Here is a 26,657-nt window from a genome sequence, read left to right as displayed (position 1 = left end):
GTCGGGCTCCGCATCCCTTATCGGTTTTATCCAGTCCACAGCTGCTTCGAGGAACTTCCGTATGCTCGGATCGGAAAGCTGCCAAAGGGTTCCAAAAAGCAAACGCAGGATGACGGGATACTGGAAGTTTAAGTACCGTATCTTGGGATATCGCCATGCTATCGGAGATTTTAATAAAATGTAAGGCATAAGTAATACACGGAGCGCCGGAATATGATATAGTTTTATTAAAGAAACCAAATGTTGAAGATTGCATTACCGGGGGTGAGCATTATGGGCCATGGATTAAAAAAGGGATTCATCGGAATGATATGGATGGTTTACGCGGCAGTAATGTCAGCCTGCAGTCCATCTCCCGCATCGGAGCCTGCCGTGCTGCCGCCAGAGGAAAGTGTGCAGACCGTTTCCATTGAACGGGACGGGAAGACGACAGACTGTGGAAATAAAGAACAAATCGGTGAACTGCTTTTCATTCTGGCGGATATGGAACCCACGGGTCAGCAGTCCGTGCAGGATGTCCCACAGGAGGATGAATATACCTCCATTCATTTCAAAGATACAGAAGACCATGTTTACACGCTTTTTTATTACGAGAAGGACAGTACGGATTATGTAGAACAGCCTTATCAGGGAATCTATGAGCCTGCCCCTGCCCTTGGCGTGCTGCTGGATGAACTTCTGGAATCTGGGGAACCAGTGTTGAATGACCGGATCCCCATGGTTATGGCAGACGGGGCAATGTATTATGATACCGGAAGGGAAAGCACGGTTACAGGCCGCTGCGGTGTCATGGACGGCGAGATCACGGCCGCGGTGGAGCGGACGGAAGTACCGTCTGAAAACAATCAGTCTAATTTCGGCGCCGGGTATGGATATCAGTGGGGGACGGAGGAAGGAACCCTGGAAGTATGCATTGACGGAAAATGGATGGTATTTAAGCGGCGATACGTGGATGAAAGCCAGGTTTATTTTGCAGGAAGATGGTGGGATAAAAGCGGACTGTCGGAGGATACCCTTCGGTGGCTTGCGTGGTACAACGGATTAACCGGGGAAGAGCAGGCAAGTATCAGTTCTGTCCCGGCGGATTTACTGGATGAAAGTGGGATTTCCAGGACAGAGGAAACGGACGCGCAGGAGAATTGATTGTTTTTATCTGCACGAATACCATGATGGGGAAAGTAAAAACGGGGCGTACATGATGAATGGAAAAATAGCGGTGCGACATGCCGCGGCAGCCAGTTATGAGACAGAGACGTTCTATGCGGCTATTACTGACATTTCTGACAGTTCCATAACGGTTCAGGGCATGGAGATCAATGATATTAATTTCAGGGGCAGATTTACATTTCCCGTAATGGAAGAGACCTCTTATCTGTGGCGAGGGACGAGGATCAGCCCCAAAGACCTGGAGAAGGGGATAATATTTCGATTACCTTTACGGGACTGGTACGGGAATCATCTCCCGCCGGGATCCAGGAAGTCTTGAAGGTGCAGCTGCTGGATGATGACTTTGAGGGCTGATGTTTGTTTAAAGGAGCGGGACTTTATGTGGAATAAACTCAATACATTTTTAAACTGTCTGATCGGGGCTTTTATCGGAGTGTTTTTAGCAAGAAGCGTTTATACATACTGGGACTATAAGACTCATCCAGAGATTTATGAGGTGTCATCAGCGCCATGGTACACGGTTATTTTGCTGTTTGGCATCGTATCAGGCGCGATTATTTTAGCGGCGCTTATTGTGAAAGCAATAATCAGGAAAAAAGTGAAAAAGGACGAATTAGAAGACGATAAATCGGAAGTTGGATAAAGAGAAGGGATTTGTGTGTTAAATAAGAAAAATGTTGTGATTCATTTACTGTCTTTGGGTGTGCTTTGTATTGGTTTTGTTTTGTGCAGATATGTATTTTTTGATATTCATGGAATGAAGCAATGGCCTGTTATATTGTTTGCTATCGGGATAATTGCTGTGACAATATCGTTTATCCTTGAAGGAAAAACAATGCCTATATGTACTGCCTTTTCATACATTGCCGGATTTGTTGTCGGAGTTATTTTTCAAACCGATGGTACAGATGCGGGAGGCGCAACAACAAATAATCTTTGGATCATTTGGACCGTGGTGTTTATTTGCCTTACATTATCCGGTACTATTTACGATAAGTTTCTTAGTCCCTCTAAAAAGACAATCCGTTAATCGGATTCCAATCTGATCAGCTAAAAAGGATTATAAAAATTTATGAAAAAACGGAGGGAAGCAGGGATAAAAAGAATTGTGGCAATGATGGCAGGTCTTGCCGGAGCGGTGCTTTTGGCTGCGGGGATTATGATGAAAGTTAAGAGCCAGAGGGAGTTTTCTGTAGTCGGCGAGACTATGGTGATCGGAGGGGCGGACGGGCCCATGTCAGTCTTTATTGCTGCTAAGGTAAACCATGACGCTCTTGCTCTGCTGCTGATTGCAGGAGCATTGCTGCTGATTTTGCTTGGCATATGGCTTACAAGATTGCCGTGTAAATTAGAATTGGATTTCTGCCTATAAAAAACAGGAGGTGGATAAGGTGTTTTCAGCAATCTGCATCGCAGTGTTTGTGCTTTTAATGGCGATTGTTTATTTGGGGGCTAAAAGTGGGAAACTTCAGTATCTTTTTGAAGTTTCCCCTCTGATCCCCAAAATTCTGGTATGGGGGTATATCATCTTCGCCGGATGATTTGTGTTTCCGATTCGCAGTGAACCATTTCCACTGGACTTTCAGGGGGTGTATATGCTGGCGGCAAGCTATGGAGTGATTGCCTTAGCTTTTGCTGGGATTTGGGGACCGAACAGGGAACGGATGGTTTACATGGTGACGTTTGTACTTACTTCAATCGGAATGGTCTGCCGGTATTTGCTGGAGTTTGGTGAGGTATCAAATACTTACAATTTTACGCTGTTTAATATTATCAGTTACCTGTTAATTATTCCAATAGGGACAACAATTGCATATCGGCTAATGGCAGGGAAATTAAAGCGGCGATAACCTTCTATCTACTTTTGGGGGAAAGAAGCCGGAAATCAGACTTGAAGGGCGTAGGAGTGTATGAACAGAGAAAAGATTAGAAAACTGAATTTATTCCTATATGGCATTGCAATTCCCATAAGTATTTTTGCGTTATGATGAAAAAGCTACGAAAGAATGGTACGACGCAGCTTCCGAATGGGGCTGCAGTTGCGGATTCTGCCGCAATTTCATGACACTGGCGCATAAACGGGAACTTCCCGCACCTGTTTTGGCAATCCTGGACAACCTGCATATCCCGCCGGAAAAGGTGACCTATGAGAAATAAGGAGCCGGTAATTTCGGAAAAGAACCACAGAACATATAATGAAGCGTGTGCGGACGGTACCGTATTTCATAAATCCAGAAGCTTTGTTGTCCAGGAATTGATTCGATGTCCCACGCAGTCATATTTTGACACATAAAATAAAAAAGCCGCCTAATTTTAACAAAACTGAAACAATCCTATGTTATGATACTTTCGGAAAAGCTGCAGGAGGATGAGATAAATGGGAAACAATCCGCTCAGGACGGGGATTCACAGCCTGAAAGCCGGCAGCAGAAAAATGCGGAAGGATTACAATGCCTCTGTAAGCCGTGCACTTCATCTGGCCGGGGTATTCATGCGCTGGCGGATCAGACGTATTGAGGCAGAAAACAACAGGAAAGAGGAGGAAGAAACGAGTGATTCAAATTCTTGTAGTGGATGATGATATAAAATTAACCCAGAGTGTATGTACCTGCTTAAATGACAGCGGATACGAAGCAAAGGGCTGTCTCAGCGCTGAGGCAGCTTATGAGGCAATGTACAGCAAGATGTATAATCTGATTATTTCTGATATTATGATGCCCGGGACAGATGGATTTGAGTTTGCAGAAACGGTGCGCGGGCTGAATAAGACGATCCCGATCCTGTTTATATCAGCAAGAGATGATTTGCCGTCAAAAAAGAAGGGCTTTGACCTGGGAATTGACGACTATATGGTTAAACCCATTGATTTCAGCGAGCTTCTGATGCGTGTCCGCGCATTGCTCCGCCTTGCCAATATCGAGGAGAGCAGGAAAATTGTGATTTGTGATACAGCTTTAGATGCCGATGCCCGGACTATTATCGTCGGTGGAGATGAGATTCCGGTGACAACACGGGAGTTCAATATTCTGCATAAACTGCTGTCCTATCCGAACCATACATTTTCCCGCTCTCAGCTTATGGATGAATTCTGGGGAGTGGAGAGCGATACAGGGCTGAGGGCGGTGGATGTCTATATTACGAAACTGCGCGATAAATTCTCAGCCTGCCATGATTTTGAGATCAAGACGGTCAGAGGTCTGGGATACAAGGCGGTGTTAAAATGACAAGACGAGAAAAGAAACGGTTGGAAAATCGGTTTCCGCCGTCACTGTTTGCCGCTTATCTGGGCACCCTGCTGCTGATGTCAGGAATCCATATCGGACTGGTAACTCTGGTCAATGAGTGTCAATGGAATACGCTTATTCAAATCATGATTCCCGTGGTTTACTGGACTCTCGTGGCTGTAGGGCTGACTGTATTTACACGGAATAAAATCATAAAAACGTATGATCAGCCTATGAAGGAGCTGGCGAAGGCTGCTGACAAATTCGCCCACGGGGACTTTTCTGTCTATATTCCGCCTCTCCATACCACCAACAGGCATGACTATCTGGATCTGATGTTTCTGGATTTTAATAAAATGGTGGCAGAGCTGGGAAGCATTGAAACCATGCGGACTGATTTTATTGCCAATGTGTCCCATGAGATAAAAACACTCATTGCAGCGATTCAGAACTACGCCCAGCTTCTGGGAAAGCCCAATTTGACAAAGGAGGAGCAGGAAAATTATACCGCTGCCATTTTGAGCAGTACCTACCGTCTGTCCGCCTGATCACCAATATTCTGCGGTTAAATAAATTGGAGAGCCAGCAGATTACGCCGAAGTACGAGGCCTATGATCTGTGCCGCCAGTTATGTGACTGTGCTTTGGGATTCGAGACCATATGGGAAGAAAAAGAAATTGATTTTGAAGCGGACCTGGAGGACAGGGCGGTGATTTATGCGGACGAAAGCCTCATGGAATTAGTCTGGAACAATCTGCTCTCCAACGCGTTTAAATTTACGGAGCCGGGCGGCAGCGTCCTGCTAAGACAGACATCGGATTTAGACGGTGTTACGGTAAAGGTATCGGACACAGGCTGCGGAATCTCAAAAGAAACGAAAAAGCACATCTTTGAAAAATTTTATCAGGGAGATACCTCCCATGCCACAGAAGGGAATGGCCTTGGCCTTGCCCTGGCGCTGCGGGTCCTTCAAATGATGGGAGCCGCCATTGAGGTTGAGAGTGAAGAAGGGAAAGGAACTTCATTTACTGTACAGATTCCTGTGAAAGAGATTAGGGAGGATAAAGTGCATTCATGACTGGAGAAGCAAAGAAGAATGACTCAGGATATATGGGGTTTGAGTATCGGGAGATTACAGTCTCGAAAAAATATATTTCTTTATATATGGACAGTTATCCGTGTTTCGGGTGGGAGCCGGATCCAAATAGGAGGACAGCGCCAGGGGACAGCCCATCAGCCCCTTTAAAAGGAACCAGGGCAGAAAATGGGGACAGAAAAACCCTGTATTTTCGCCGGAAACGAAGTATTTCTAATAAAGTTGAGCTTACCAGGCTGCAGCGAAATTTTGACAGCTGCATTAAGGAGATCGAAGAATTGAACCGCTCCAAAACAGCGGCGGCGCTTATGATTTCTCTGCTTGTGGGGATAGTGGGAACGGTATTTATGGCAGGCTCTGTATTTGCCGTGACTGCAGAACCGCCTGTCCTCTGGCTGACAATTCTGTTGGCCGTGCCTGGATTTGCCGGCTGGATTCTTCCGTATTTTCTGTACCGCTGGGTGACCAGAAAAAAGGAAGCAGAGATAAATCCGCTGCAGGGTTCGGCAGGATATTCGCAGATGGCTCCTCTGTTTTTGAAGTTCTCAGTTGTAGTCTGAGGACGGAATGATTATAATAAAAGAAAAAGGAGAAATCAGCTGTCTCAATTATCAGTATATCAGATGGAGGCAGCAAAAACCTGGAAATACAACAGGCGATGAAAAATTTGAGGGATACTGAAAGTCCTGTTTTAAGAATCACAGGTCCCGAACGCCTGCAGAAATCCAGGATGAGCCATGCACATATTTTAATATGAAGCGAAAATCGTGTTACAGGAGGCGAAGGGATTTTATGAGAAAACATTTCAGCGGCAGAAAGACAGAGAGGGTATTGCTCACAGTGATGTTATTACTTTCAATGACACTCACAGCCTGCGGGACAGGAGATAATAAGGACTCTGCGCAAATACAGACGGCTCAGGCCGGATCGGAGGCAGGGACTTCTGATGGGGCGTCAGAGGGAGAGGCTCAGGCAGTACAGGCTTCGGAGAAAGATGATTATTACGAGGCGATCAACAGAGAACTCATCGACAGCTGGGAGATAGAGCCTGATGAGAGTGCGAAGAACTGGTTTGGCATTCTGCAGGACCGTGTGGATGAGCGCATGACGGAGATTATAAGGAAGACCTCTGAGGAGCCTGCCCTTGAAAAGGGCAGTGATGAGAGCAATATACGCGCTATGTATCTGACAGGAATGGATAAGGATGCACGAAATGAGGGCGGATTTGGAAAAACAGTTTCTGCGTTTTTTGACGAGGTGGATGCCGCAGGCAGCGTTGATGAACTTATGCGTGCGTGCATGCAGTTTAACAGAGACTATGGTTTATACTCAGTTTTCGGGCTCTACGTCGGTACCGATTTTGAGGATTCATCTGCAAAGATCCTCAGCGTCGATGCGGGAGACTGCGGGCTTAATAAGGAAATCTGGTTTTCCGACGATGAATCCAACCAAAAAATGGCTTCCGCCTTTGAAAAGCTGCTGGAAAAACTCTGTGTGATCGAAGGATATTCCGAGGAGGAGTCAGGAGAGGTCTCAAAAAACACAGCCGAACTTATGAAAACTCTTGCCAAAAAGGCTCTCGCACAGTCAGAGCTCTATGATCCTGAAAAGACTTATAATGTCTGCACGGTGTCGGAGCTTGAGAACCTCTTCTCGGGCAATATTTCCGCGGAAATGATAGAGGAGATATACGGAGTCAATGGAGATGACAGGGTAATTGTGTCGGAGCTTGAGAAGACGAAGCTGATGGGCTCCCTTCTCACAGAGGATAATCTTCCTCTGCTGAAGGAATACGTCAAACTCTGTGCCCAAAAGGATCTCTGCTCTTATATGGATATGGACAGCTGGAATGCTGCTGCAGAGTATGATCTGGCAGCCTCCGGCATGGAGGAGAGCCGTCCGTTTGAGGAGATGCTTATCACAGATATTCAGGGACTGCTGGGATTTGAGTGCGGAAGGATATACTGCGAGAACTACTATTCTGAGGAGACCACAGAGGATGTGGGCAGGATAATTGAACAGGTCATCGAAACCTTTAACAGGCGCATCGATGCGCTTGACTGGATGAGTGATGCCACAAAAAAAGAGGCAAAGAACAAGCTTGCAGAGCTTGACGTGCGCGTCGGACATCCTGACAGCTGGCCGCAGGACAGATATGAATTAATCCTGGAAGCTCCCGAGGATGGAGGTCTTTATATAGATAATTATCTGAGGGCTGCAAAGGCTGCATCAGACTACAGCTTTGAAACGAAGGATGAACCTGCGGATCGGTCCTTGTGGCCTGATACTCCCCAGACTGTGAATGCATACTATGACTCGCAGAATAACAGCATAAATATACTCGCTGGCATCCTGCAGGCACCGTTCTATGATCCAGATGCCTCCGCTGAGGAAAATCTGGGAGGAATTGGAACCGTGATCGGTCATGAAATCACGCACGCCTTTGACACAAGCGGAGCGCAATTTGATGAAAACGGAAACCTGCGGGACTGGTGGACAGCTGAGGATAAGGAGAAATTCCGGGCACTGGCAGACGAGGTTATTTCCTACTATGACGGCATGGAGGTGGACGGAAAGAGCGTAAGCGGCGAACAGACAGTGACGGAAAACATAGCTGACCTTGGAGGAGTTTCCTGCATAACGGAGATAGCAGAGTCGGAGGGCTATGATCTGAAAAAGATCTATGAGGCTTATGCAAACATCTGGGCCTCGAAGGAGCGGGAGGAATATTTAGCCATGCTGATGGCAGTGGACGTACATTCTCCTTCAAAGATACGTGTAAATGCGGTGCTCTCAGCGCAGCAGGAGTTCCGGGATCTCTATGATATTGAGGAGGGAGACGGGATGTATCAGGAGAAAATGCCTGAAATATGGTAAATATTTGCCGGAGATAGATAGAGCCAGCTCCTTTGGCCAGGTGTAATTGAACAGTCAGTAAGGAGACGGTGACCGTCAGAAATAAGCGCACAGAAGAATGGGAGGTATACATGAAAAAGATAAAAGTAAGACCTGGGAAGGCCCAGTCGGCGGCTGGTTTTTTCGCCGGGCTCGTGTTTTGCCTGATCGGAATTTTTATCGTGATACCGACGGCAGGACTGTTTGGTATATTCTGGACGGCTATGGCAGGTGTCATTACAGTGATGAACGGAATGAATGCATTTACGGATAAGGGAGTTGCATCTCATGAGATTGTGATAGATGATACAGTGCAAAATTCAGAGGGGAGCAGCAGCCAAGCGGAGGACTGCAGCCAGACTGCTGAGTGTAAGACCTCAGTATCAGAGCTGAAAGACAGTATAGAACTGAGACTGAAGGCAGCCAGAGAGCTTTATGAAGCCGGGATGATTACAGAAGAAGAATACGAGGATAAGAGAAGGGAAATACTGCGGGAACTCTGATCCGGGGATAAATAGAAGCGGGAAGCGAATTAGCAATTGCACAGACGGCCCAATTCGGATATAATGTACAGCGGGACAGCGTTTCAGTCCCGAGAAGAGAGACAGCAGAAGCGCTCTGCAGGCCTGATTTAAACAGGCCTGTATTATAAATATCCGGTGGAGGATGGCAGTGCAGGAACAGTCGGAAACCGGGAATCAGGAGGAATCAAAATGCCGATCAATATAGCGATTGACGGTCCGGCAGGGGCTGGAAAAAGCACAGTGGCGAAGGCTCTTGCAAAGGAAATGGGATATATTTACGTAGATACAGGAGCTATGTACAGAGCCATGGCGCTCTCTGTGCTCCGTGCAGGGATAGACCCTCAGGATGAGGCAGCCGTCACAGAGGCCTGCGGACAGGTTTCTGTTTCACTGGAATACAGGGACGGGGTGCAGCAGATCCTGCTAAACGGAGAAAATGTCACAGGGCTGATCCGCACGGAGGAAGTGGGGAATATGGCCTCTGCTATTTCTGGGTATAAGACTGTGCGGGAAAAGCTGGTGGAGCTTCAGCGGGAGCTGGCGGCCAGAAAGGATGTTGTCATGGACGGGCGTGACATAGGAACCTGTGTGCTGCCCTACGCGGATCTCAAGGTTTATCTGACGGCTTCCAGCCGCGTGAGAGCAAAGAGACGCTACAGGGAGCTTGTGGAGAAGGGTGAGGAGTGCAGCCTGGATGCCATCGAAAAGGATATTATTGACCGCGACAACAGGGATATGACGAGGGAGGTTTCCCCTCTGAGACAGGCAGAGGATGCGGTGCTTTTAGACTCTTCAAACATGACCCTTAAAGAGGTTCTGGACGAGCTTTTAAGTCTTGCGGAGGATGCGGGCACCAGGGGCTGCTGCGGCTGCTGACAGAGGCAGGACAAGGAGCCGAAAAAAGAGTGCTCTCTTGCTTTTGCCGGAGTGAAGTGAGAGCTGATGACATCGGAAAAAGCACAGATTGAGACAGCAGACTGTCCTGGGCGGGCCAGCGTTAAAATACAGGCGTTTCGGAATTTCGGAAGGGAAAGCCCTCCGGGGAGGAGGAATGCCGGAAATGCGAGAAGAGAGATGGAAGAGAAAGAAGAGATGAAAGACAGCCTGAATGGAGGCGGGGCAGCAGGCGAAAGCCAGACTTCCCCTATAGAGGTTCGGGTGGCGAAAACGGCCGGCTTCTGCTTTGGCGTGAAGCGGGCGGTGGAGCAGGTCTACGAGCAGATAGAAAAGGGAAACGGCCCGATCTACACCTATGGTCCAATTATCCACAACGAGGAGGTTGTGAGAGATCTGGAGGAAAAAGGCGTCCGCGTGATTGACACAAAGGAGGAGCTTTCCGCTCTCAGTAAGGGAGTCGTCATCATCCGTTCCCACGGCGTCGGAAGGGAGATTTATGAGATTCTCGAACATAATGGAATCACCGTTGTGGATGCAACCTGCCCCTTTGTGAAGAAAATTCACAGGATTGTGAAGGAGCAGGGAGAGGAGGGACGGCGCGTGATCATCGTAGGCGACGAGTCCCATCCGGAGGTTCAGGGAATAAAAGGCTGGGGAAATGACGATACTCTAGTCATAAAGACAGCCGAGGAGCTGGAGAGACTCCCTCTTAGGGACGGAGAGCGGCTGTGCGTGGTAGCTCAGACGACATTTAATTACAATAAATTTAAAGATATAGTTGAAAAAATTTCTAAAACGCGTTATGATATACTTGTTTTAAATACGATTTGCAATGCAACACAGGAAAGACAGGTGGAAGCAAAACAGATAGCTTCAGAGGTTGACGCCATGATTGTCATTGGCGGAAAGAACAGTTCCAATACCCAGAAGCTGTTTGAGATTTGCCGGCGGGAGTGTAAGAATACTTACTATATCCAGACACTGAGTGATTTAAAACCTGAAAAGGCAGGTTCTGTGCGCAGCGTAGGTATTACAGCAGGGGCCTCAACCCCAAATAATATTATCGAGGAGGTTCATACTAATGTCAGAATTAAGTTTTGAACAGATGTTTGAAGAATCATCAATTAAACGATTACGTGCAGGAGAGACAGTTACCGGTCAGGTTATCAGCGTTAATGATGATGAGATCATTCTCAGCATCGCTGGAAGCAAGTCTGAAGGCATTATCCCGAAGAACGAGTACTCCAATGATCCGTCTGTTGTACTGACACAGAAGGTTCAGGTAGGCGACGAGATGGAAGCGAAGGTTCTCAAAGTAAACGACGGCGAGGGAATGGCTGCATTATCCTACAAGAAGCTGGCCGCTGACAAGGGCGTTAAGCGCTTAAAGGAGGCATTTGAGAACAAGGAAGTATTAAAGGAGAAGGTAACACAGGTCGTTGACAAGGGACTTGTTGTTGAGGTTGAGGGAACCAGAGTGTTCATTCCAGCGAGCATGGTTTCCGACACATACGATAAAGACTTATCCAAGTATGCCGGACAGGAGATTGAGTTCGTTATTACAGAGTTCAATCCAAGCGGCAGAAGAAGCAGAATTATCGGTGACCGCAGACAGCTTCTCATGGAGAAGAAGGCTGCGATGCAGAAAGAGCTCTTCGAGAGAATCGAAGTTGGCCAGACAGTAGAGGGCGTTGTCAAGAACGTGACAGATTTCGGTGCATTCATCGATCTGGGCGGCGCAGACGGACTCCTTCACATTTCCGAGATGTCCTGGGGACGCGTTGAAAACCCGAAGAAGGTATTCAAGGTAGGCGAGACAGTAAAGGCTCTGATCAAGGACATCAACGGTGAGAAGATTGCCCTGAGCCTCAAGTTCCCGGAGACCAATCCGTGGGCTAACGCTGCTGAGAAGTATGCAGTAGGAAGCGTTGTAGAGGGAAAGGTTGCCCGTATGACAGATTTCGGTGCGTTTGTTGAGTTAGAGCCGGGAGTAGACGCTCTGCTTCACGTATCCCAGATCTCCAGAGAGCATGTTGAGAAGCCATCCGACGTATTAAGCGTAGGACAGGTAATCAAGGCTAAGGTTGTTGACTTTAACGAGGCAGACAGAAAGATCAGCTTAAGCATCAAGGCTCTTGAGAACGCAGCTCCGGCAAATGAGGACGTTGCCGATGTTGATATCGAGGCTGTTGCAGCTGAGGAGAACTAAATCAAATACAGAGAAAAGCAGCAGAAGGCTGTGCGGAATGAGAGTTTCGCACAGCCTTTTTATGTACCAGGAAGCTTTGGTCCTTGCTGCATAAAAACGCTCCGCGGGGATCGCACTGCGGCGGAAACGAAACTGTCGCTTTTGCGGCCCGACCCAGACGGAGAATTCCGCGAAGCAGGATTCTTTTTTACAGAAAATATGTCTGGATTTCTGTAAAAAAGCTCTGCGGGACAGGAATGCCTGCTGAAAAGCAGGAATTCAGAAATCTGTAAACAAAAAGAAAAACAGCTTTAAAAAAAATATGGTATATTTTATAATAAGAAACGGAGAGAGATAAAAAACAGAGGAGACCCGGTTGTTTGAAGGGAAAAAGATAGAAAAGAGCCGGGGATAAACCATAGAGATAAAGGTGAAAACTGAGAGCAGGAAATAACAGTAAAAGGAGAGGAATGCTATGAAGAAAAAAATTTTTGCACTGTTTTGTGCGGCGGTTCTGGCAGCGGCCGGTTCCGTGAACGCATTTGCGGCGGAGGATTCAGGGACAGAGCAGAGACAGCAGGTTTCAAAGACGATTAAATATTATGGAACACTGCAGAAAACAGGAGAAGCGGGAAGTGGGAAGTTCCTTTTAAACGGGCAGCCTGCAGGAGCTGCAGAGAAGCAGGATGTAATTTTAAACCTTTCTGATGAAACTCTGATTCTGAATGCAGTGGATGGGCTTCCGGTGGCTGCGGAAGATATTCAGGACGGAGAGATGGCCTATGTGTATGTGAGTCCTGCCATGGCTCTGAGCTATCCGCCCCAGTTTTCCGCATATGTGATCCTGACAAAGATTCCGGCTGACTACCGGGTTCCATCGCTGGAGGAGGTTAAGAACCTGACTATGAATGAGGACGGGAGCGCAGTGGTAGAGACAGTTTCAGGCGTCACATACCAGGTTCCCGCTGACTGCACCATGGTTCCGTATCTGACCAGGAATATGGTCTATGTAAGCAGCCTGACGGAGGGGACGAATTTCCTCGTCTGGTCTGAACCGTCCCAGGATGGCCAGACAGAGAGGGCCTCTAAAATTACCGTCTTTTTGAAGGGGCAGCTGGGATTTGACGAGCCGTCGGGTCCTGCCGAGGAGGCAGAAATGCAGGCCGGCCTGATTAGTCTGAACTAGGGACAGAGCTTGGGACAAAATACAGGTGAGAGCAGAGAAGAAAACACAGGAAAGCAGACTGCGCAGACAGAATAGAACCGGCGCTGTGGCCTTAGAGCCCCAGCGCCGGTTCTGTTTTGAAGGATTATTCTGAGTGATTATATCTGATTGACATATAATATTATATGCCGTATAATATTGATATACTATACAGCATATAATATATGCTGTTCTGTAATAGGAACTGCCCATAAGGATACCGGATAGAAAAGCAGAAAATGAAGTGTTTTCTGCTCCTGAACCGTTTTAGATTAGGGAGGGATTTCAGGGGCAGGCAGAAGGGATGGTGATGATGAATGGTATTTAATACAGGCGCGGCTCTTCTTGACGCAGTGGTGCTGGCGGTTGTGTCCAGAGAACCGGGAGGAACCTATGGCTATAAAATTACACAGGACGTCAGGAGGGCGATTGACATATCAGAGTCCACACTTTACCCGGTTCTGCGCAGGCTCCAGAAAGAGGACTGCCTGGAAGTGTATGATATGGCGATAGATGGAAGAAACAGGAGATACTACAGGATTACGGAGTCCGGAAGGGCGCAGCTGAATCTGTACAGAGGAGAGTGGAGCGTGTATTCCGGGAGGATTTCGGAAATTCTGATGGAGGCATAGAGTATGGACAGAAAAGAATTTTTAGAGAGGCTGGAGGCTTTGCTGACAGACCTTCCAGAGGATGACAGACGGGATGCCCTGGACTATTATCAGGGGTATCTGGACGAGGCAGGCGAGAATACGGCGAAGGTGCTTGAGGAGCTGGGAAGCCCGGAAGAGCTGGCAGATTTTATCCGCTCCGGTCTGGGAGACGGGCCGGCGGCTGGCGGAGCTTTTACCGACAGCGGATATATGGAGCACGGTCCTGTGAAAAAAAGATATGAGCTGGCAGAGAAAAGTGACGGTTTGAAAGGTAAGGAAGATGCCGGCAGCAGAGGGCAGGAGTCAGACAGCCGCGGCGAAAGAGCAGCTTCCCGGGTCAGTTATCAGGCGTATTCTGAAAGAGGGAAGGCTATGAAGAAGGACACCGGGGAAGAGAAGAGAACCAGAGACAGCCAGGGCCGGGAAGAGTACGTGAAGGGAAGCTATGCAAGAGAGAGGGAAAAGAAGGGGCGAATGGCCGGGTGGCAGATAGCCCTCTGCATTGTGGGGGTGATCCTTCTGTGGCCTTTAGTCCTGGCTCTCTTCGGTCTTGGGATAGCCGGTGTGGGGGTCGTTGCCGGAGGCATCTTTTCCGTCATTGTGACGCTTGCAGGACTTCTTCTGACTGTGGGAGTGATTGCGGGGGGCCTTTTGATAGGCGGAGTTGTGATCTCTGTTTTGGCTCTGATTGGGACTGCCGCACAGCCTGCTGCAGGATTTCTGTTTTTCGGAATCGGATTAATCATGACAGGCTGCGGCCTTGTGGCCCTGGTTCTTGCAATTTTGTTTTACGGAACCTTTCTGCCGTGGGTGTTCAGGAACCTTGGAAGCTGTTTCAGAGGCCGGCGTAAGGAAGAAAACGGGAACAGCAGTAAAAGAGGGGAGGCGGACAGATGAAGCGCTGGATGAGAAACCTGCTGCTGGCCGGTGGGATTTTGATTGTGATTGGAATCGTGACAGCGGGAGCTGCCGGAGTGGCCGGAGGCATGAGACTGTCCCACAGAACGATCGATCACTTCCTTGACAGGGTGGAAGATGCGGTGGAGGACGAACTTTTCCATGACGAGGATGAATGGTGGGATTTTGACCACGGAGGTCACAGAGAAGGCGGCTGCGCGGTATTTCTGGATTAGCCGGGCCATTGACAGTCAGAGAGAAAATGTGCGGCGGTCTTTGTGAATTTACAGGGATCGAACCGACTGCCATCGGGTTCCTTCGGGCAATCTGGTGTGCGACCGGGATCGGGGGGAGGATTGCCTGCCCTGCGGCATGCATGATAATCCCCCGGGAAAATGAGAGAGCTGAGAGACAGCCGAAACAGAGCAGGCCGTTTCTGCCGTTTGCAGTGAGTGCGTCGGGCAGGAACGGTCTTTTATTATAAGAAATTCCTCCGAATTTCCTATAATACAGAAAGTCCTGACGGGCGGGATGCGCACGCTGCGCAGAGGAAAAGGCTGCTTAAGGCAGCCCCGCGGCGGCGCAAAAAAGCAGGCAAACCCCTCATGATTAGGGGGGAGCTGAGGCGGGCCTGCCCGCTTTTTTTGCAGGAGATGGGATGTCTGCAGAAGAAAAACAGGGATGCAAAAATCAGCCTCTGGTGTATAGGCGCCCCGGGAAGGGGTATACTCCTATTGAATCTTGAAGAACAGAAGGAGGCATGACCTGTGACACAGAAAAAAAAGGACAAGAAAAATGAAATATTTGATCCGGCTAACCTGAGCCCGGAGGAGAAGCTGAAGTTTGAAATTGCAGAAGAACTGGGGCTTGGAGATAAGGTGATAAACGGAGGCTGGAAATGTCTGACCTCAAAAGAAAGCGGCCGGATCGGAGGGCTGATCACAAAACGCAAGCGGGAAATGAAAAAGGAACTATTGAAAGAAAACATTTGATCGAATATAATGATAAAGCATTTAAACGGTGAAGTACGTAAAAATGGAACATACTGCTTATGAAACGGAGAAAAAACGGGAAAGCTGCGCCGGAAGGCTGGAAAAGTCCCGATGGAGGAAAAAGGATGAAAGCGGTTCTTGCAGTCAGCTTCGGAACGACTGTGGATGAGACGAGAGAAAAGACGATAGGAGCCGTTGAGCGGGAGCTGGCAGAGGCCTTTCCGGAGCATCAGCTCTTTCGGGCCTTTACCAGCCAGAAAATTGTGAAAGCGCTGAAAAAGACGGGGAAAGGTTCTTTCTGCACGGTGTGGGAAGCCCTTGATGAGATCGCAGAGAGAGGGGCAGATGAGCTGACAGTTCAGCCCACTTTTCTGACGGCAGGCGGGGAGTATGGACGGCTGAGAAGCACGCTGTCTGAGTGGCTTCTGGCCCATCCGTCTGTCTGCAAAAAGGCATATCTGGGAAAACCTCTGCTGGATACAGCAGAGGACAGAATACAGGCAGTCCGCGCTGTGCGGGAAGAGCTGCCTGCACTACATAATGGGGAAATTTGTCTTCTGGCAGGGCATGGAACGGTCGGTGCATCCAATGATGAGAGAGAGGGCAGTGGGAGTGGGAGAGAAGATCCTGCTTCCGGGGCAGAGAAAAAAATGGAAAATCTCTCTGACGCAATGGAAGCTTTGGCCTGTGAGATGAGCAGGGGAGCGATGCATTTTGCGACTCTCGAGGAGGCAGAGAGGGATTTTGAAACGGTCATCCGGCGGTTAAAAGTCTCCCCCGGGGCTCATATCCTTCTGGTTCCGTTTATGCTCTCAGCCGGCCTTCATATCCTCCGTGATATAGGAGGAGAGGGGGAGAATACCTGGAAAAGCCGCCTGAAGGAGAGGGGCTTTCAGGTTTCCCTGCTGGAGAGGGGCCTTGGGGAATACCGGGGAATCCGGGAAATCTATGTAAGCCATGCCCGGAGGGCAGAGTCCTTTAAAGCAGAAGCGCTCCGGTGAAGGTGGTGCGCAGGCAGAGCCGGGAAAATGACGGGACAAATGGTGAGAGCGTGCCGGGAAGCATCAGGCGGCGATTAACGTAGGATGCAGGACCAGGTGAGAGGGCAGGAACAGAGCAGGGAGACGTGATGCCGAAAAACGATGAGCAGAAGAAAGACACAGGAAAAAGGCCAGAGAAAAAAGAGCTGAGGAAGGGATTCACCACAGGGACCTGCGCCGCAGCTGCAGCCAAGGCAGCAGTCCGGTCGCTTTTAGGCGGAGCTAGAGAAAAAGCGGTTTCTCTGATGACTCCTGGAGGGCTTGAAGCCGTATTTGAGGTATGGTGGCCCGGGGAAGAGCCGGGAGAGACAGCAAAGCAGAGCGTGAGCGGAAACGGGCTGACAGGAGGACCCGGCCGGGAAAGACCGGGGCACAGAAGGGAGAGACCGGGGCGCAGAAGGGAAATCTGCGCAGTGAGAAAGGATGCCGGGGACGATCCCGATGTGACCGACGGGGCTCTGGTATATGCAGCCGTCTGGATGCCAGGAGAAAAATCTGTGCTTAGGAAAAACGGGACGGATGTATCGGAGGAGACAGAGTCCGGAGAACACCCCGGGATATACTGTGACTGCCGGGAGCCGGTGACCGTGTACATAGGCGGCGGAAGAGGAATCGGCAGGGTGACAAAGAGAGGACTCAAGTGCCCGCCGGGGTATCCGGCCATAAACCCGGTGCCCCGCAGAATGATTGCCGACGCTGTGAGAGAAGTTCTGAGGGAATACGCCGAGAGCCGGCCCATCTGTGTGGAGATCTCCATCCCCGACGGGGAGAGGCTGGCGGAAAAGACCTTCAACCCCCATTTGGGCATTATGGGGGGGATTTCCGTGCTGGGAACTACGGGGATTGTCAATCCCATGAGCGAGGAAGCGCTGCTGGAAACGATTAGACTCGATATACAGGTGCATGCGGCGGAGGGCAGAAGGCTCCTGGCTGTGGCGCCCGGAAATTACGGGGCGGCGTTTCTTCTGGAGAGTCTGGGCCTCTCCATGGAATCCTTCGTCAAATGCAGCAACTTTGTGGGGGAGACCTTCCAGATGCTTAAGGAGGCAGGAATCAGAGAGGTGCTGTTTGCCGGACATCTGGGAAAGCTGGTGAAGGTAGCAGGGGGAGTGATGAACACCCACTCAAAGTACGGCGACAGGAGAATGGAAATTCTGGCAGACTGCGTGGAGGAGGCCGCGCGGCAGGCGCAGGAAAAAGGAAAAGGATTTGAAAGCTTTGAGCGGGAAGGAAAAGTGGAGTACAAAGCCCTGGCAGAGACGGTGCTCTCCATGAATACCACCGATGAGGCAGCAGAGCTTCTCAAGGCCAGAGGGTTCCTTGCCCCGGTAATGGAGATCGTCACGGGGCGGATAAAAAAGGTTTTAGAGGAGCGGTTTGGACTCAGGACAGAGGTGATCGTGTTTTCCGGAGCCTCGGGAATTCTGGGGATGACAGGCGGCGCAGAGGATATGGCTGAAAGGCTCAGGGAGCTATCAGGAGATCCGGATGCCGGGAACCGGTAAGCCGATGAAACATGATATAAATTTGACAGAAGAACGCAGACAGAAGAATGCAGATTTGAGAAAAAGACAGGAAGGACAGGATACAGATGAAACAGGGACGTTTATACGGTGTGGGAGTCGGGCCGGGAGATCCGGAGCTTATGACTCTGAAAGCCGTGCGGATAATAAGGGAATGCCAGGTGATTGCGATTCCTCACAGGGAAAAGGAAAAGTGCACAGCATACCAGATAGCCAGACAGGCAGTTCCGGAAATAGAGGAAAAGCCCTGCCTGTTTCTGCCGATGCCGATGACAAAGGACAGGGAAATCCTGGAGAAAAGTCACCGGGAGGCCGCAGATAAACTGGCAGAGCGGCTGAAGGCGGGAGAACAGGTGGCATTTCTTACCCTCGGCGATGCGACCATTTACTCCACCTATCTCTATGTTCACGAGAGAATCAGAAAGATGGGCTTTGAGGCAGAGATTGTCAATGGAGTTCCCTCCTTTTGTGCAGCGGCTGCAAGACTCGGGGAGCCCCTGGTCAATGGAGCCGAAGAGCTCCATGTGATCCCGGCTTCCTATCAGATTGAGGAGGCGCTGGCCCTGCCGGGAGTGAAGGTGTTAATGAAGGCCGGGCGGCAGATGGGAAGCGTAAAGGAGCTTCTCGTGAAGCGTGGTCTCGAGGCCAGAATGGTAGAAAACTGCGGAATGGCCGGGGAGAGAGTATTCGGCTCGCTGGAAGAGATTCCGGAGCAGGCAGGCTACTATTCCCTGATCCTTGCTGCAGACAGGGCAGAGGAAGGAAAGAGATAAAAGGCGGCGGCGAGAAAGCCGGCGCAAGATGCTGGAAGGAGAGCAGAATGGTATACTTTGTCGGAGCAGGTTCCGGTGCTGTGGACCTGATTACAGTGAGGGGAGCCAGACTTCTGGAGCAGGCAGATGTGATCATCTATGCCGGTTCCCTGGTGAACCCGGAGCTTCTGAACTATGGAAGAAAAGACTGCAGGATTTTAAACAGCGCAGAAATGACCCTTGAGGAGGTCATGGAGGCGGTGATGCAGGCAGAGAGGGAAGGAAAAATGACCGTCCGCCTGCATACAGGCGATCCCTGCCTTTACGGCGCCGTCAGAGAGCAGATGGACTGGATGGACCGGGAGGGGATCTCCTATGAGGTGTGCCCGGGAGTCAGCTCCTTCTGCGGAGCAGCTGCTGCCCTGAATCTGGAATACACCCTCCCGGGTGTCTCTCAGAGCGTTGTGATCACGAGAATGGAGGGCAGGACGCCTGTCCCTGAAAAGGAAAAGATCGCGTCATTTGCAGCCCATCAGTCTACCATGGTTATTTTCCTGAGTACAGGGTTATTAAAGGAGCTCTCCGCAGAGCTTATCAGAGGGGGCTACAGGCAGGACACGCCTGCCGCCATTGTGTACAAGGCCACATGGCCCGATGAGAAGGCGGTAACCTGCACCGTGGGGACCCTCTGGGAGACGGCCAGAAAAGAGAAGATAACAAAGACAGCCCTGATTCTCGTGGGAGAGGCGGTGGCTCACCGAAGCTTTGAGCGCTCAAAGCTCTATGATCCGGGATTTACCACAGAGTTTCGCAGGGGAACGAAAGAAAGCGGGGCCTCATTGCCCGGCCGTGGAGAGGAAGACAGATGAAGACGGCAGGAATCGCCTTTACAGGGCGGGGAGCCAGACTCCTGTCCGAGCTTATAAGAAAACTGAGGGCAGAGGGAGAGGAAGCCGAAGGGGCAGTCCTGTCTTCCGCCTTTCAGAACATGTCTGAAAAGCGCAGGCAGGAGGAATTGCCGGAAGGTCTGTCGGTTCTCACAGAGTCCCTGGGGAGCTGGACGAAAAGACAGTTTCAAAAGGCAGATGGAATCTTTTTCATAGGAGCCGCCGGGATCGCCGTCCGCGCCTGCGCCCCCTTTCTGAGAGGAAAGACAGAAGATCCGGCGGTGGTTGTCATCGATGAGACAGGAAAGTTTTCCATCTCCCTCCTGTCCGGCCATCTGGGCGGAGCCAACGAGCTGGCAGAGCGGGCCGCCGTTCTTCTCGGGGCTTTGCCGGTCATCACCACGGCCACAGACAGGAATGGCCTGTTTGCTCCTGATGTGTTTGCCCGGAAAAATGATCTGCGCGTTGAGGACATGGGGCTGGCCAGGGAGGCTGCCGCCGCCCTTCTCGCAGGCGAGAGACTGGGATTTTTCTGCGAATTTCCCACGGAAGGGACCTGCTGCCCTGAACTTCATCCGGGGACCCTTCACCGGCTCAATCTCTGGGTGGGGGAAGCGGGGAGAAGGAGGGATTCTTCTCTTTCCCTGAAGATGCCGGAGCATACAGAAGGAGACTGCCGTTTCCTGCGGCTTACGGGACAGGATGCAGTTCTTGGCATCGGGTGCAGGAAAGGCGCCGGAAAAGAGGAGATAGAGGCCCTGGCCAGACGGATTCTTGAAATGGCCGGGCTGGGGATGGAGAGCGTGTTTCGGATTGCCACCATTGATTTAAAAAAAGAGGAGCAGGGGCTTCTTGATTTTGCGTCGGAGCATGGAAAGGAGATCTGCTTTTTTTCTGCTGAGGAGTTAGGCAAGGTGTCTGGCAGCTTCCGGGAGTCGGACTTTGTCAGACGCACCACAGGAGTCGGGAATGTCTGTGAGCGGGCGGCAGTTCTGGCTGCCGGCCCTTACGAGGCTTTTCTTGCCGTGGAAAAGCAGGCGGAGGGAGGCGTGACTGGGGCTCTCGCCCTCAGGAAGCGGATTATCCGGATGGAATGGGGGCAGGAAGCTGAAACCGGCAGGAACCTGGATAGGTACAGTGCGGAAGGATAATAGAATGGAAGGATAACAGAATGGAAAAGAAAATTTACGTGGTCGGAATCGGCCCGGGAGCCCTGGAGAATATGACAATCCGGGCAAAAAAAACACTGGAGTCGTGCCAGGTCATCGCAGGTTATACGGTATATGTGGATCTGATTCAGGAGGCGTTTCCGGGGAAGGAATATCTCACAACCCCTATGAGACAGGAAACGGCGCGCTGCCGGATGGCCCTTGCGGAGGCCGCCGGGGGGAAGAAAACTGCCATGATCTGCAGCGGGGATGCCGGCGTCTATGGGATGGCAGGACTCATACTGGAGCTTCTGCCGGAATTCCCGGGAGTGGAAGCAGAGATTGTGCCGGGAGTGACGGCGGCCCTGAGCGGCGCAGCCCTCTTAGGAGCTCCTCTCGGCCATGATTTTGCCGTAATCAGCTTAAGCGATCTTCTGACACCTGCAAAGGTGATTGAAAAGCGGCTGCGTGCTGCGGCCCAGGGTGATTTTTCCATCTGCATCTATAACCCGTCCAGCAAAAAGCGTGCAGGATATCTGAAATGGGCCTGCCGGATCCTGATGGAATATAAAAGGCCGGAAACGGTCTGCGGCCTTGTGAGAAACATCGGCCGGGAGGGGGAGGCGGTGGAGCTGATGACACTGTCACAGCTGATGGACGCCGGCGCAGACATGTTTACCACGGTGTTTGTGGGAAATGAGGCAACCAGGGAGATTCTGGGGCGCATGGTGACGCCGAGAGGGTACCGGAATGTGTAGGCTGCTGATTTTTGGGGGAACCACGGAGGGCAGACTTCTGGCAGAATTTTGTGCCGAACACAGAATCCCCGCCTTTATCAGCGTGGTGTCAGACTATGGAAGCAGGCTGCTCCCGCAGGCCTCCTGCCTCCATATTATGAAACGGCCCATGGATCAGGAAGAGATGGCGGACTTTATCCGGGAAAAGAAAATTGAGCTGGTGGTGGATGCGACCCATCCCTATGCGCTCCTGGCGACGGAGAATATCAAAAAGGCCTGCCGGAAGGAAAATGCCGTCCTCCTTCGCTGCCTGAGGAGAGAAGAGGAGGAAGGCCGCCGGAGGCCGACAGACGGAAAAGGGCAGCCGGCAGACGGAAAAGAGCAGCCAGTAAATGAAAAAGAGCAGCCTGAATCCGATGAGAATTCTGTGGTTTATGTGTCCGATGTGGAGGAGGCCGTCCGCTTCCTTCAGGGGACGGAGGGAAATATTTTCGTGACCACAGGGAGTAAGGAGCTTTCCACCTTCAGGAAACTTCCCGACTTTGAAAGCCGTGTATTTGCCAGAGTCCTTCCCTCGATAGAGTCAGTACAGCAGTGCAGTCTTCTCGGTATTTCCGGCAAACACCTGATCTGTATGCAGGGTCCCTTCTCGGAGGAGCTGAATGCGGCCATGATGGCGCAGACGGATGCCAGGTGGATGGTGACAAAGGAAACTGGAAAAAACGGAGGCTTTGAGGAGAAGCTGGCGGCGGCCGGGAGGGTTGGAGCCTCTGCAGTGGTGATCAGACGAAGGCACGAGCCGGACGGCATGGGAGTCGGGGAGGTTAAGGAGGAAATCCTTCGCTGGTATTCAGGCAGAAGAGACGATCCGGGACAGAAAAGAGAAGAACGAGCAGAAAGAGTAGAAAGAGAAGAAAGAGAAGAAAGAGAAGAAAGAGAGAACCGGCAGCCTCTTCGGGCAGCACTTGTGGGAATCGGGCCCGGAGGGCTGGAACAGATGACCGTAAACTGCGTCAGAACCATTCTGGAAAGCAGCGTCTTGCTGGGAGCCCCCAGAATGCTGGAGGCTGCGAAGATGGTGTGGGAGAGGCTGGGAGATAAATCTTCTGAGAACAGCCGGAAAATGACGGGAAGGGCAGAAGAAAGAGAGAGAGTAAAACCCAGGATGGAGCCCCTCTATCTTCCGGAGGATGTGATCCGATTTTTAGACGACTATGAAGGCGGAGGGACAGTGACAGTTCTGTTTTCAGGAGATACAGGCTTTTACAGCGGCACAAAAAAGCTGGCGCTGGCCCTCTCAGAGAGAAATATTCCATTCGAGACAGAGCCAGGTGTCTCCTCAGCGGCCTATCTGGCCTCCAGGCTGGGCATCTCATGGGAGAATGCTCTGTTTTTGACTGCGCACGGAAGAACGCTTGATCTGGAGAATGCGCTCTCCCGTCTGGAGCAGGACAGAAGCTCAGGAGGAAAACAGGCAGAAGGCCGGTGGATGTTCATTCTGCTGTCCGGAAGCGAGACGGCGGGAAAGCTGTGCAGGCAGCTTTCAGAAGCTGGATATTCCCGCTGCCGGGCCGCCGTCGGGGAACGGCTCTCCTATCCGGAAGAGAGGATACGAAGGGGAACTGTCGGGGAATTTACCCTTATTTCCACCGATTCCCTGGCGGTTCTGGCAGTGAAAACGGCAGGGGGATGATGAGAGGCTTCAGGCAGCCGGATAAGCGAAAGAGAGAAAGAGAGAAAGGGAGGAATGACATGAGAGATGAATGGTTTATCAGAGGAGAGGTTCCCATGACAAAAAGCGAGGTAAGAGCCGTTTCCCTCTCGAAGCTGGAGCTTGACTCCCATTCCGTTCTTCTGGACATCGGGGCAGGGACAGGGTCTGTTTCTGTGGAGGCCGCCCTTGTCTGGGGCGTAAAGCGTGTCTTTGCCTTTGAGAAAAAAGCGGAGGCTGCCAGGCTGTTTGAGGAAAACAGAAAAAAGGCGGGAACTGAGAAAATTGTGCTGAAAGAAGGGGAAGCTCTCTCCCTCTTAAGAGATCCGGCCGTCCGCAGGGAGCTGGAAGCAGGACAGGAGGGAAGAGCAACTCACGCTTTTATCGGGGGAAGCTCCGGGAATATGAAGGAGATCGTAGAGGAACTGCTGTCGCTGAACCCCTGCATGCGGGTGGTGATTAATGTCATTGCGCTGGAGACTCTGGCCTCTGTCATTTCCATGCTGGATGAGCTTTCCATCGATGGGGAGATCGTTTCCGTGCAGGTTTCCAGAGCCAGAAAGGCGGGAGGCTACCACCTGATGCAGGGGCAGAATCCTGTTTATGTGATCAGCTTTGGAGGGGAGGAGAAGGAAGCATGAGAGGGATTCTTTTTGCCGCGCCCAAAAGCGGAAGCGGAAAAACTCTGATCACCTGCGGCTTTCTGGAAGCTCTGAAGCGGCGGGGACTTCATCCTGCAGCCTTTAAATGCGGACCCGACTATATTGACCCCATGTTCCATCAGTATGTGCTGGGAATTCCCGGCGGAAACCTGGACAGCTTTTTTCTCGGCAAAGAAGGGGTCAGACAGATGTTTGCCGGAAGAATGAGGGAAACAGGGGCTGATTTTGCCGTGATAGAGGGAGTGATGGGCTACTATGACGGAATCGGTGCGGTCTCGTCAGAGGGCAGCGCCTGGGATATCTCCACCATCACCGGCACCCCCACCGTTCTGGTGGTAGACTGTCGGGGAGCAAGCGTTTCTCTGGCAGCCCTTATCAGGGGCTTTGTCTCATTTGCGGAGGACAGCGGGATAGAGGGAGTGATTTTAAACAGAATCTCTCCTATGCTTTACGGCAGGCTGAGGCCTGTACTTGAGAAGGCAGGTGTTCCTGTTTACGGGTATCTTCCCGAAATGAGGGACTGTGTGATTGAAAGCCGCCATCTGGGCCTGATGCTTCCGGGAGAGATTGAGGGACTCAGGGAACGGATCGGGAGGTTAGCTGAGCAGATGGAGGAGAGCCTCGATATGGAGGGGTTAATTGCCCTGGCCCGGAGGGGGAGAAGAGACAGAAAGCCAGCCGGGACGCCGTCCGTTCTCAGGGCTGTTTCCAGTGCTGTCTGCAGGGTTCGTATCGGAGTGGCAAGAGATCAGGCATTCTGCTTTTACTACCAGGAAAATCTGAGACTCATGGAAGAGCTGGGGGCAGAGCTTGTATTTTTCAGCCCTCTTTCGGATCGGGAGCTTCCCGAGGCCGACGGTTACCTGTTCGGGGGCGGATATCCGGAAAATTTTGCAAAGGAGCTCTCGGAAAACAGGCAGATGTTAAACTCCGTCAGGCAGGCCTACAGGAGAGGAAAACAGATTCTTGCAGAGTGCGGAGGATTTCTTTATCTCCACCGTCTTTTAGAGGGGGCAGACGGAAAGGAGTATGAGCTGGCAGGGCTTGTGGATGCCAGTGCATACCGGACGAATCGGCTTTCACGGTTCGGATACATCGAACTGGAAGGGCCGGATGGAGAGACGATAAAGGGACACGAATTTCATTACTGGGAAACACAGCTGGAGGGCGGCGACTGGATTGCCAGAAAGCCCCTGTCCGACAGGAGCTGGCGCTGTATGGTGCAGACGGACACGCTGCTGTGCGGATTTCCCCACCTGTATTACCCGTCCAATGAAGGATGGCTGAAAAAATGGCTGCTTCAGGCAGCAGAGAGGAAGATTTTGCGGTGACAGAGGAACAGGAGAAGCTGGAAGAGAGAGAACTGACGAATTGGCTTCTGGGCCGGCTTGCAAAAATCAGTGAGCCGGACAGGGAGGCAGGGCTTAAGGCCCAAAAACGCTTTGACAGCGTGGCAAAGCCCCTGAGAAGCCTGGGAGTCCTGGAGGATGACATTGTCCGCATAGCGGAGATTACGGGGACGCCGCAGGTGGACTTTGGGAAAAGGGCGTTAATCATCATGTGCGCAGACAACGGGATTGTGGAGGAAGGAATCAGCCAGACCGGAAAAGAGGTGACAGCTGTGGTGACCGCCAACTTCACCAGAGGGGAGAGCTGTGCCTGTCTGATGGCACAGCAGGCAGGAGCAGATGTGTTTCCGGTGGACATCGGCGTGGAGATGGATTTGGGCCCTCTGGGAGAATGTTTCCCCCTCCTTGACAGAAAAATCAGGAGAGGGACCAGGAATTTCCTGAAGGAGCCGGCTCTGACCAGGCGCGAGGTGCTCCTGGCCCTCAAAACGGGAATTGAGCTTACAGAGGAGCTGAAAAAAAGAGGCTACGGGCTGATTGCCACCGGAGAGATGGGAATCGGGAATACAACTACCAGCAGTGCGGCAGTGGCTGCTGCCCTGGAAGTGGATCCCTTCCTGGTAACGGGGAGAGGGGCAGGGCTTGACAGCAACGGCCTTCTGAAAAAGATATCTGTAATCCGAAGAGGAATTATGCTCCGCCGCCCTGACCCAAAGGACGGGATTGATATTCTTTCAAAGGTGGGAGGCCTTGATCTGGCAGGACTTGCCGGCGTTTTCCTGGGCGGCGCTCTGTGCCGCGTGCCGGTGCTGATTGACGGCTTTATTTCCGGAGCGGCCGCCCTGATGGCCCAGAGGATCTGCAGCTTATCTTCCGGCTATATGCTGGCCTCCCATGTCTCCTCGGAGCCGGCCGGTGAGCTGATTTTGAGGGAGCTTGGCTGCCGCCCGGCTATCGCTGCCGGCATGTGCCTGGGAGAAGGGACGGGAGCGGTAGCAGTGATGCCCCTTCTCGACATGGCTCTTCGCATTTACCGGGAAATGAGTACCTTCCATGAGATTGAAATTGAGGAGTATAGGCCCCTCTCCTAGGAGGAGCTTCTGAGACTTAA

The 26,657-nt window shown here is 51.3% G+C and carries 33 protein-coding genes; all 33 read left to right on the top strand.

The features are described from left to right. Positions 1-273: 273 nt before the first annotated feature. The 33 genes from LK436_RS11535 to cobT all read left to right on the top strand — a co-directional run bounded on the left by LK436_RS11535 (position 274) and on the right by cobT (position 26,637). A complete protein-coding gene (locus LK436_RS11535) occupies positions 274-1,143 on the top strand; it encodes a DUF5301 domain-containing protein (protein ID WP_044931563.1) in 870 nt (289 codons plus the stop codon). Continuing rightward, complete coding sequence (locus tag LK436_RS11530; RefSeq protein WP_227910231.1) at positions 1,094-1,486, top strand: hypothetical protein; 393 nt, start codon at positions 1,094-1,096, stop codon at positions 1,484-1,486. The genes LK436_RS11535 and LK436_RS11530 overlap by 50 nt, the downstream gene beginning before the upstream one ends. Positions 1,487-1,546: 60 nt before the next feature. Then, complete coding sequence (locus tag LK436_RS11525) at positions 1,547-1,810, top strand: hypothetical protein (RefSeq protein WP_227910044.1); 264 nt, start codon at positions 1,547-1,549, stop codon at positions 1,808-1,810. A gap of 15 nt (positions 1,811-1,825) precedes the next feature. Continuing rightward, complete coding sequence (locus tag LK436_RS11520) at positions 1,826-2,197, top strand: hypothetical protein (protein WP_044931560.1); 372 nt, start codon at positions 1,826-1,828, stop codon at positions 2,195-2,197. 42 nt (positions 2,198-2,239) lie between these two features. Continuing rightward, complete coding sequence (locus LK436_RS11515) at positions 2,240-2,539, top strand: hypothetical protein (protein WP_008398545.1); 300 nt, start codon at positions 2,240-2,242, stop codon at positions 2,537-2,539. A 19-nt stretch (positions 2,540-2,558) separates the two neighbouring features. Then, a complete protein-coding gene (locus tag LK436_RS11510) occupies positions 2,559-2,708 on the top strand; it encodes a hypothetical protein (RefSeq protein WP_156796989.1) in 150 nt (49 codons plus the stop codon). 54 nt (positions 2,709-2,762) lie between these two features. Next, positions 2,763-3,017, top strand: coding sequence for a hypothetical protein (locus LK436_RS11505; protein WP_008398541.1), 255 nt, complete (start codon positions 2,763-2,765; stop codon positions 3,015-3,017). A 527-nt stretch (positions 3,018-3,544) separates the two neighbouring features. Continuing rightward, complete coding sequence (locus tag LK436_RS11500; RefSeq protein WP_044931557.1) at positions 3,545-3,745, top strand: hypothetical protein; 201 nt, start codon at positions 3,545-3,547, stop codon at positions 3,743-3,745. After that, entirely contained in the window at positions 3,720-4,391 is a 672-nt protein-coding gene (locus tag LK436_RS11495) for a response regulator transcription factor (RefSeq protein ID WP_044931554.1), read from the top strand. Before LK436_RS11500 ends, LK436_RS11495 begins: the two co-directional genes overlap by 26 nt. Further along, positions 4,388-4,939 carry a histidine kinase dimerization/phospho-acceptor domain-containing protein gene (locus tag LK436_RS18560; RefSeq protein ID WP_008398533.1) on the top strand — a complete coding sequence of 184 codons (552 nt, stop codon included), beginning with the start codon at positions 4,388-4,390 and terminating at the stop codon, positions 4,937-4,939. The genes LK436_RS11495 and LK436_RS18560 overlap by 4 nt, the downstream gene beginning before the upstream one ends. A 26-nt stretch (positions 4,940-4,965) precedes the next feature. Then, positions 4,966-5,469 carry a sensor histidine kinase gene (locus LK436_RS18555; protein WP_008398531.1) on the top strand — a complete coding sequence of 168 codons (504 nt, stop codon included), beginning with the start codon at positions 4,966-4,968 and terminating at the stop codon, positions 5,467-5,469. Between the two features lie 296 nt (positions 5,470-5,765). Beyond that, a complete protein-coding gene (locus LK436_RS11485) occupies positions 5,766-6,047 on the top strand; it encodes a hypothetical protein (RefSeq protein ID WP_227910043.1) in 282 nt (93 codons plus the stop codon). A 232-nt stretch (positions 6,048-6,279) separates the two neighbouring features. After that, on the top strand, positions 6,280-8,364 hold the full coding sequence (locus tag LK436_RS11480) for a M13 family metallopeptidase (RefSeq protein WP_008398527.1): 2,085 nt from the start codon (positions 6,280-6,282) through the stop codon (positions 8,362-8,364). A gap of 110 nt (positions 8,365-8,474) precedes the next feature. Continuing rightward, a complete protein-coding gene (locus tag LK436_RS11475; RefSeq protein ID WP_008398525.1) occupies positions 8,475-8,885 on the top strand; it encodes an SHOCT domain-containing protein in 411 nt (136 codons plus the stop codon). Between the two features lie 210 nt (positions 8,886-9,095). Beyond that, positions 9,096-9,782 (top strand): (d)CMP kinase, encoded by a 687-nt coding sequence (cmk, locus tag LK436_RS11470; protein WP_008398524.1) that lies wholly within the window; start codon positions 9,096-9,098, stop codon positions 9,780-9,782. Between the two features lie 66 nt (positions 9,783-9,848). Then, positions 9,849-10,904, top strand: coding sequence for a 4-hydroxy-3-methylbut-2-enyl diphosphate reductase (gene ispH / locus LK436_RS11465; RefSeq protein WP_008398523.1), 1,056 nt, complete (start codon positions 9,849-9,851; stop codon positions 10,902-10,904). Beyond that, on the top strand, positions 10,885-12,012 hold the full coding sequence (gene rpsA / locus LK436_RS11460; RefSeq protein ID WP_008398521.1) for a 30S ribosomal protein S1: 1,128 nt from the start codon (positions 10,885-10,887) through the stop codon (positions 12,010-12,012). Before ispH ends, rpsA begins: the two co-directional genes overlap by 20 nt. A 454-nt stretch (positions 12,013-12,466) precedes the next feature. Next, entirely contained in the window at positions 12,467-13,177 is a 711-nt protein-coding gene (locus LK436_RS11455) for a hypothetical protein (protein WP_008398517.1), read from the top strand. Between the two features lie 335 nt (positions 13,178-13,512). Continuing rightward, entirely contained in the window at positions 13,513-13,827 is a 315-nt protein-coding gene (locus tag LK436_RS11450) for a PadR family transcriptional regulator (protein ID WP_008398515.1), read from the top strand. A 3-nt stretch (positions 13,828-13,830) separates the two neighbouring features. Then, positions 13,831-14,745 carry a DUF1700 domain-containing protein gene (locus LK436_RS11445; RefSeq protein WP_008398514.1) on the top strand — a complete coding sequence of 305 codons (915 nt, stop codon included), beginning with the start codon at positions 13,831-13,833 and terminating at the stop codon, positions 14,743-14,745. Beyond that, entirely contained in the window at positions 14,742-14,981 is a 240-nt protein-coding gene (locus LK436_RS11440; RefSeq protein WP_008398512.1) for a hypothetical protein, read from the top strand. The genes LK436_RS11445 and LK436_RS11440 overlap by 4 nt, the downstream gene beginning before the upstream one ends. A gap of 369 nt (positions 14,982-15,350) precedes the next feature. Continuing rightward, positions 15,351-15,509, top strand: a complete 159-nt coding sequence (locus tag LK436_RS11435) for a hypothetical protein (RefSeq protein ID WP_156796988.1) — start codon at positions 15,351-15,353, stop codon at positions 15,507-15,509. Between the two features lie 3 nt (positions 15,510-15,512). Beyond that, positions 15,513-15,737, top strand: a complete 225-nt coding sequence (locus LK436_RS11430) for a small, acid-soluble spore protein, alpha/beta type (protein WP_008398508.1) — start codon at positions 15,513-15,515, stop codon at positions 15,735-15,737. Between the two features lie 125 nt (positions 15,738-15,862). After that, positions 15,863-16,738: a sirohydrochlorin cobaltochelatase gene (locus LK436_RS11425; RefSeq protein ID WP_166460496.1), complete on the top strand. Its 876-nt coding sequence runs from the start codon at positions 15,863-15,865 to the stop codon at positions 16,736-16,738. Between the two features lie 128 nt (positions 16,739-16,866). Next, positions 16,867-18,282 carry a cobalt-precorrin-5B (C(1))-methyltransferase CbiD gene (gene cbiD, locus LK436_RS11420; protein WP_008398505.1) on the top strand — a complete coding sequence of 472 codons (1,416 nt, stop codon included), beginning with the start codon at positions 16,867-16,869 and terminating at the stop codon, positions 18,280-18,282. Positions 18,283-18,368: 86 nt separating this feature from the next. After that, entirely contained in the window at positions 18,369-19,073 is a 705-nt protein-coding gene (gene cobI / locus LK436_RS11415; protein ID WP_008398504.1) for a precorrin-2 C(20)-methyltransferase, read from the top strand. 47 nt (positions 19,074-19,120) lie between these two features. After that, entirely contained in the window at positions 19,121-19,921 is an 801-nt protein-coding gene (gene cobM, locus LK436_RS11410; RefSeq protein WP_008398502.1) for a precorrin-4 C(11)-methyltransferase, read from the top strand. Next, positions 19,918-21,090, top strand: a complete 1,173-nt coding sequence (locus LK436_RS11405; protein ID WP_008398501.1) for a cobalt-precorrin 5A hydrolase — start codon at positions 19,918-19,920, stop codon at positions 21,088-21,090. The genes cobM and LK436_RS11405 overlap by 4 nt, the downstream gene beginning before the upstream one ends. A 20-nt stretch (positions 21,091-21,110) precedes the next feature. Continuing rightward, the gene (gene cobJ / locus LK436_RS11400) at positions 21,111-21,845 is read left to right on the top strand and encodes a precorrin-3B C(17)-methyltransferase (RefSeq protein ID WP_008398499.1); all 735 of its coding nucleotides are present in this window, start codon (positions 21,111-21,113) and stop codon (positions 21,843-21,845) included. After that, positions 21,838-23,517, top strand: a complete 1,680-nt coding sequence (cbiE, locus tag LK436_RS11395) for a precorrin-6y C5,15-methyltransferase (decarboxylating) subunit CbiE (RefSeq protein ID WP_008398497.1) — start codon at positions 21,838-21,840, stop codon at positions 23,515-23,517. Before cobJ ends, cbiE begins: the two co-directional genes overlap by 8 nt. Positions 23,518-23,576: 59 nt before the next feature. Continuing rightward, on the top strand, positions 23,577-24,176 hold the full coding sequence (cbiT, locus tag LK436_RS11390) for a precorrin-6Y C5,15-methyltransferase (decarboxylating) subunit CbiT (protein WP_021965780.1): 600 nt from the start codon (positions 23,577-23,579) through the stop codon (positions 24,174-24,176). Further along, positions 24,173-25,528 carry a cobyrinate a,c-diamide synthase gene (locus LK436_RS11385; protein WP_008398492.1) on the top strand — a complete coding sequence of 452 codons (1,356 nt, stop codon included), beginning with the start codon at positions 24,173-24,175 and terminating at the stop codon, positions 25,526-25,528. The genes cbiT and LK436_RS11385 overlap by 4 nt, the downstream gene beginning before the upstream one ends. After that, the gene (cobT, locus tag LK436_RS11380; RefSeq protein ID WP_191445398.1) at positions 25,489-26,637 is read left to right on the top strand and encodes a nicotinate-nucleotide--dimethylbenzimidazole phosphoribosyltransferase; all 1,149 of its coding nucleotides are present in this window, start codon (positions 25,489-25,491) and stop codon (positions 26,635-26,637) included. Before LK436_RS11385 ends, cobT begins: the two co-directional genes overlap by 40 nt. The last annotated feature ends 20 nt before the right edge of the window (positions 26,638-26,657 follow it).

This window comes from Clostridium sp. M62/1 (genome assembly GCF_020736365.1).
Taxonomy (GTDB): domain Bacteria; phylum Bacillota; class Clostridia; order Lachnospirales; family Lachnospiraceae; genus Otoolea; species Otoolea saccharolyticum_A.
This window is presented reverse-complemented; position numbering and strand designations above follow the sequence as displayed.

What these genes read in the sequence shown, in the direction of transcription:
- LK436_RS11535 (WP_044931563.1), top strand. Translation starts at nt 274, where the DNA reads ATGGGCCATGGATTAAAAAAGGGATTCATCGGAATGATATGGATGGTT.
- LK436_RS11530 (WP_227910231.1), top strand. Translation starts at nt 1,094, where the DNA reads ATGAAAGTGGGATTTCCAGGACAGAGGAAACGGACGCGCAGGAGAATT.
- LK436_RS11525 (WP_227910044.1), top strand. Translation starts at nt 1,547, where the DNA reads ATGTGGAATAAACTCAATACATTTTTAAACTGTCTGATCGGGGCTTTT.
- LK436_RS11515 (WP_008398545.1), top strand. Translation starts at nt 2,240, where the DNA reads ATGAAAAAACGGAGGGAAGCAGGGATAAAAAGAATTGTGGCAATGATG.
- LK436_RS11505 (WP_008398541.1), top strand. Translation starts at nt 2,763, where the DNA reads ATGCTGGCGGCAAGCTATGGAGTGATTGCCTTAGCTTTTGCTGGGATT.
- LK436_RS11500 (WP_044931557.1), top strand. Translation starts at nt 3,545, where the DNA reads ATGGGAAACAATCCGCTCAGGACGGGGATTCACAGCCTGAAAGCCGGC.
- LK436_RS18560 (WP_008398533.1), top strand. Translation starts at nt 4,388, where the DNA reads ATGACAAGACGAGAAAAGAAACGGTTGGAAAATCGGTTTCCGCCGTCA.
- LK436_RS11480 (WP_008398527.1), top strand. Translation starts at nt 6,280, where the DNA reads ATGAGAAAACATTTCAGCGGCAGAAAGACAGAGAGGGTATTGCTCACA.
- LK436_RS11475 (WP_008398525.1), top strand. Translation starts at nt 8,475, where the DNA reads ATGAAAAAGATAAAAGTAAGACCTGGGAAGGCCCAGTCGGCGGCTGGT.
- cmk (WP_008398524.1), top strand. Translation starts at nt 9,096, where the DNA reads ATGCCGATCAATATAGCGATTGACGGTCCGGCAGGGGCTGGAAAAAGC.
- ispH (WP_008398523.1), top strand. Translation starts at nt 9,849, where the DNA reads ATGACATCGGAAAAAGCACAGATTGAGACAGCAGACTGTCCTGGGCGG.
- rpsA (WP_008398521.1), top strand. Translation starts at nt 10,885, where the DNA reads ATGTCAGAATTAAGTTTTGAACAGATGTTTGAAGAATCATCAATTAAA.
- LK436_RS11455 (WP_008398517.1), top strand. Translation starts at nt 12,467, where the DNA reads ATGAAGAAAAAAATTTTTGCACTGTTTTGTGCGGCGGTTCTGGCAGCG.
- LK436_RS11450 (WP_008398515.1), top strand. Translation starts at nt 13,513, where the DNA reads ATGGTATTTAATACAGGCGCGGCTCTTCTTGACGCAGTGGTGCTGGCG.
- LK436_RS11445 (WP_008398514.1), top strand. Translation starts at nt 13,831, where the DNA reads ATGGACAGAAAAGAATTTTTAGAGAGGCTGGAGGCTTTGCTGACAGAC.
- LK436_RS11440 (WP_008398512.1), top strand. Translation starts at nt 14,742, where the DNA reads ATGAAGCGCTGGATGAGAAACCTGCTGCTGGCCGGTGGGATTTTGATT.
- LK436_RS11435 (WP_156796988.1), top strand. Translation starts at nt 15,351, where the DNA reads ATGATTAGGGGGGAGCTGAGGCGGGCCTGCCCGCTTTTTTTGCAGGAG.
- LK436_RS11425 (WP_166460496.1), top strand. Translation starts at nt 15,863, where the DNA reads ATGAAAGCGGTTCTTGCAGTCAGCTTCGGAACGACTGTGGATGAGACG.
- cbiD (WP_008398505.1), top strand. Translation starts at nt 16,867, where the DNA reads ATGCCGAAAAACGATGAGCAGAAGAAAGACACAGGAAAAAGGCCAGAG.
- cobI (WP_008398504.1), top strand. Translation starts at nt 18,369, where the DNA reads ATGAAACAGGGACGTTTATACGGTGTGGGAGTCGGGCCGGGAGATCCG.
- cobM (WP_008398502.1), top strand. Translation starts at nt 19,121, where the DNA reads ATGGTATACTTTGTCGGAGCAGGTTCCGGTGCTGTGGACCTGATTACA.
- LK436_RS11405 (WP_008398501.1), top strand. Translation starts at nt 19,918, where the DNA reads ATGAAGACGGCAGGAATCGCCTTTACAGGGCGGGGAGCCAGACTCCTG.
- cobJ (WP_008398499.1), top strand. Translation starts at nt 21,111, where the DNA reads ATGGAAAAGAAAATTTACGTGGTCGGAATCGGCCCGGGAGCCCTGGAG.
- cbiE (WP_008398497.1), top strand. Translation starts at nt 21,838, where the DNA reads ATGTGTAGGCTGCTGATTTTTGGGGGAACCACGGAGGGCAGACTTCTG.
- cbiT (WP_021965780.1), top strand. Translation starts at nt 23,577, where the DNA reads ATGAGAGATGAATGGTTTATCAGAGGAGAGGTTCCCATGACAAAAAGC.
- LK436_RS11385 (WP_008398492.1), top strand. Translation starts at nt 24,173, where the DNA reads ATGAGAGGGATTCTTTTTGCCGCGCCCAAAAGCGGAAGCGGAAAAACT.
- cobT (WP_191445398.1), top strand. Translation starts at nt 25,489, where the DNA reads ATGGCTGCTTCAGGCAGCAGAGAGGAAGATTTTGCGGTGACAGAGGAA.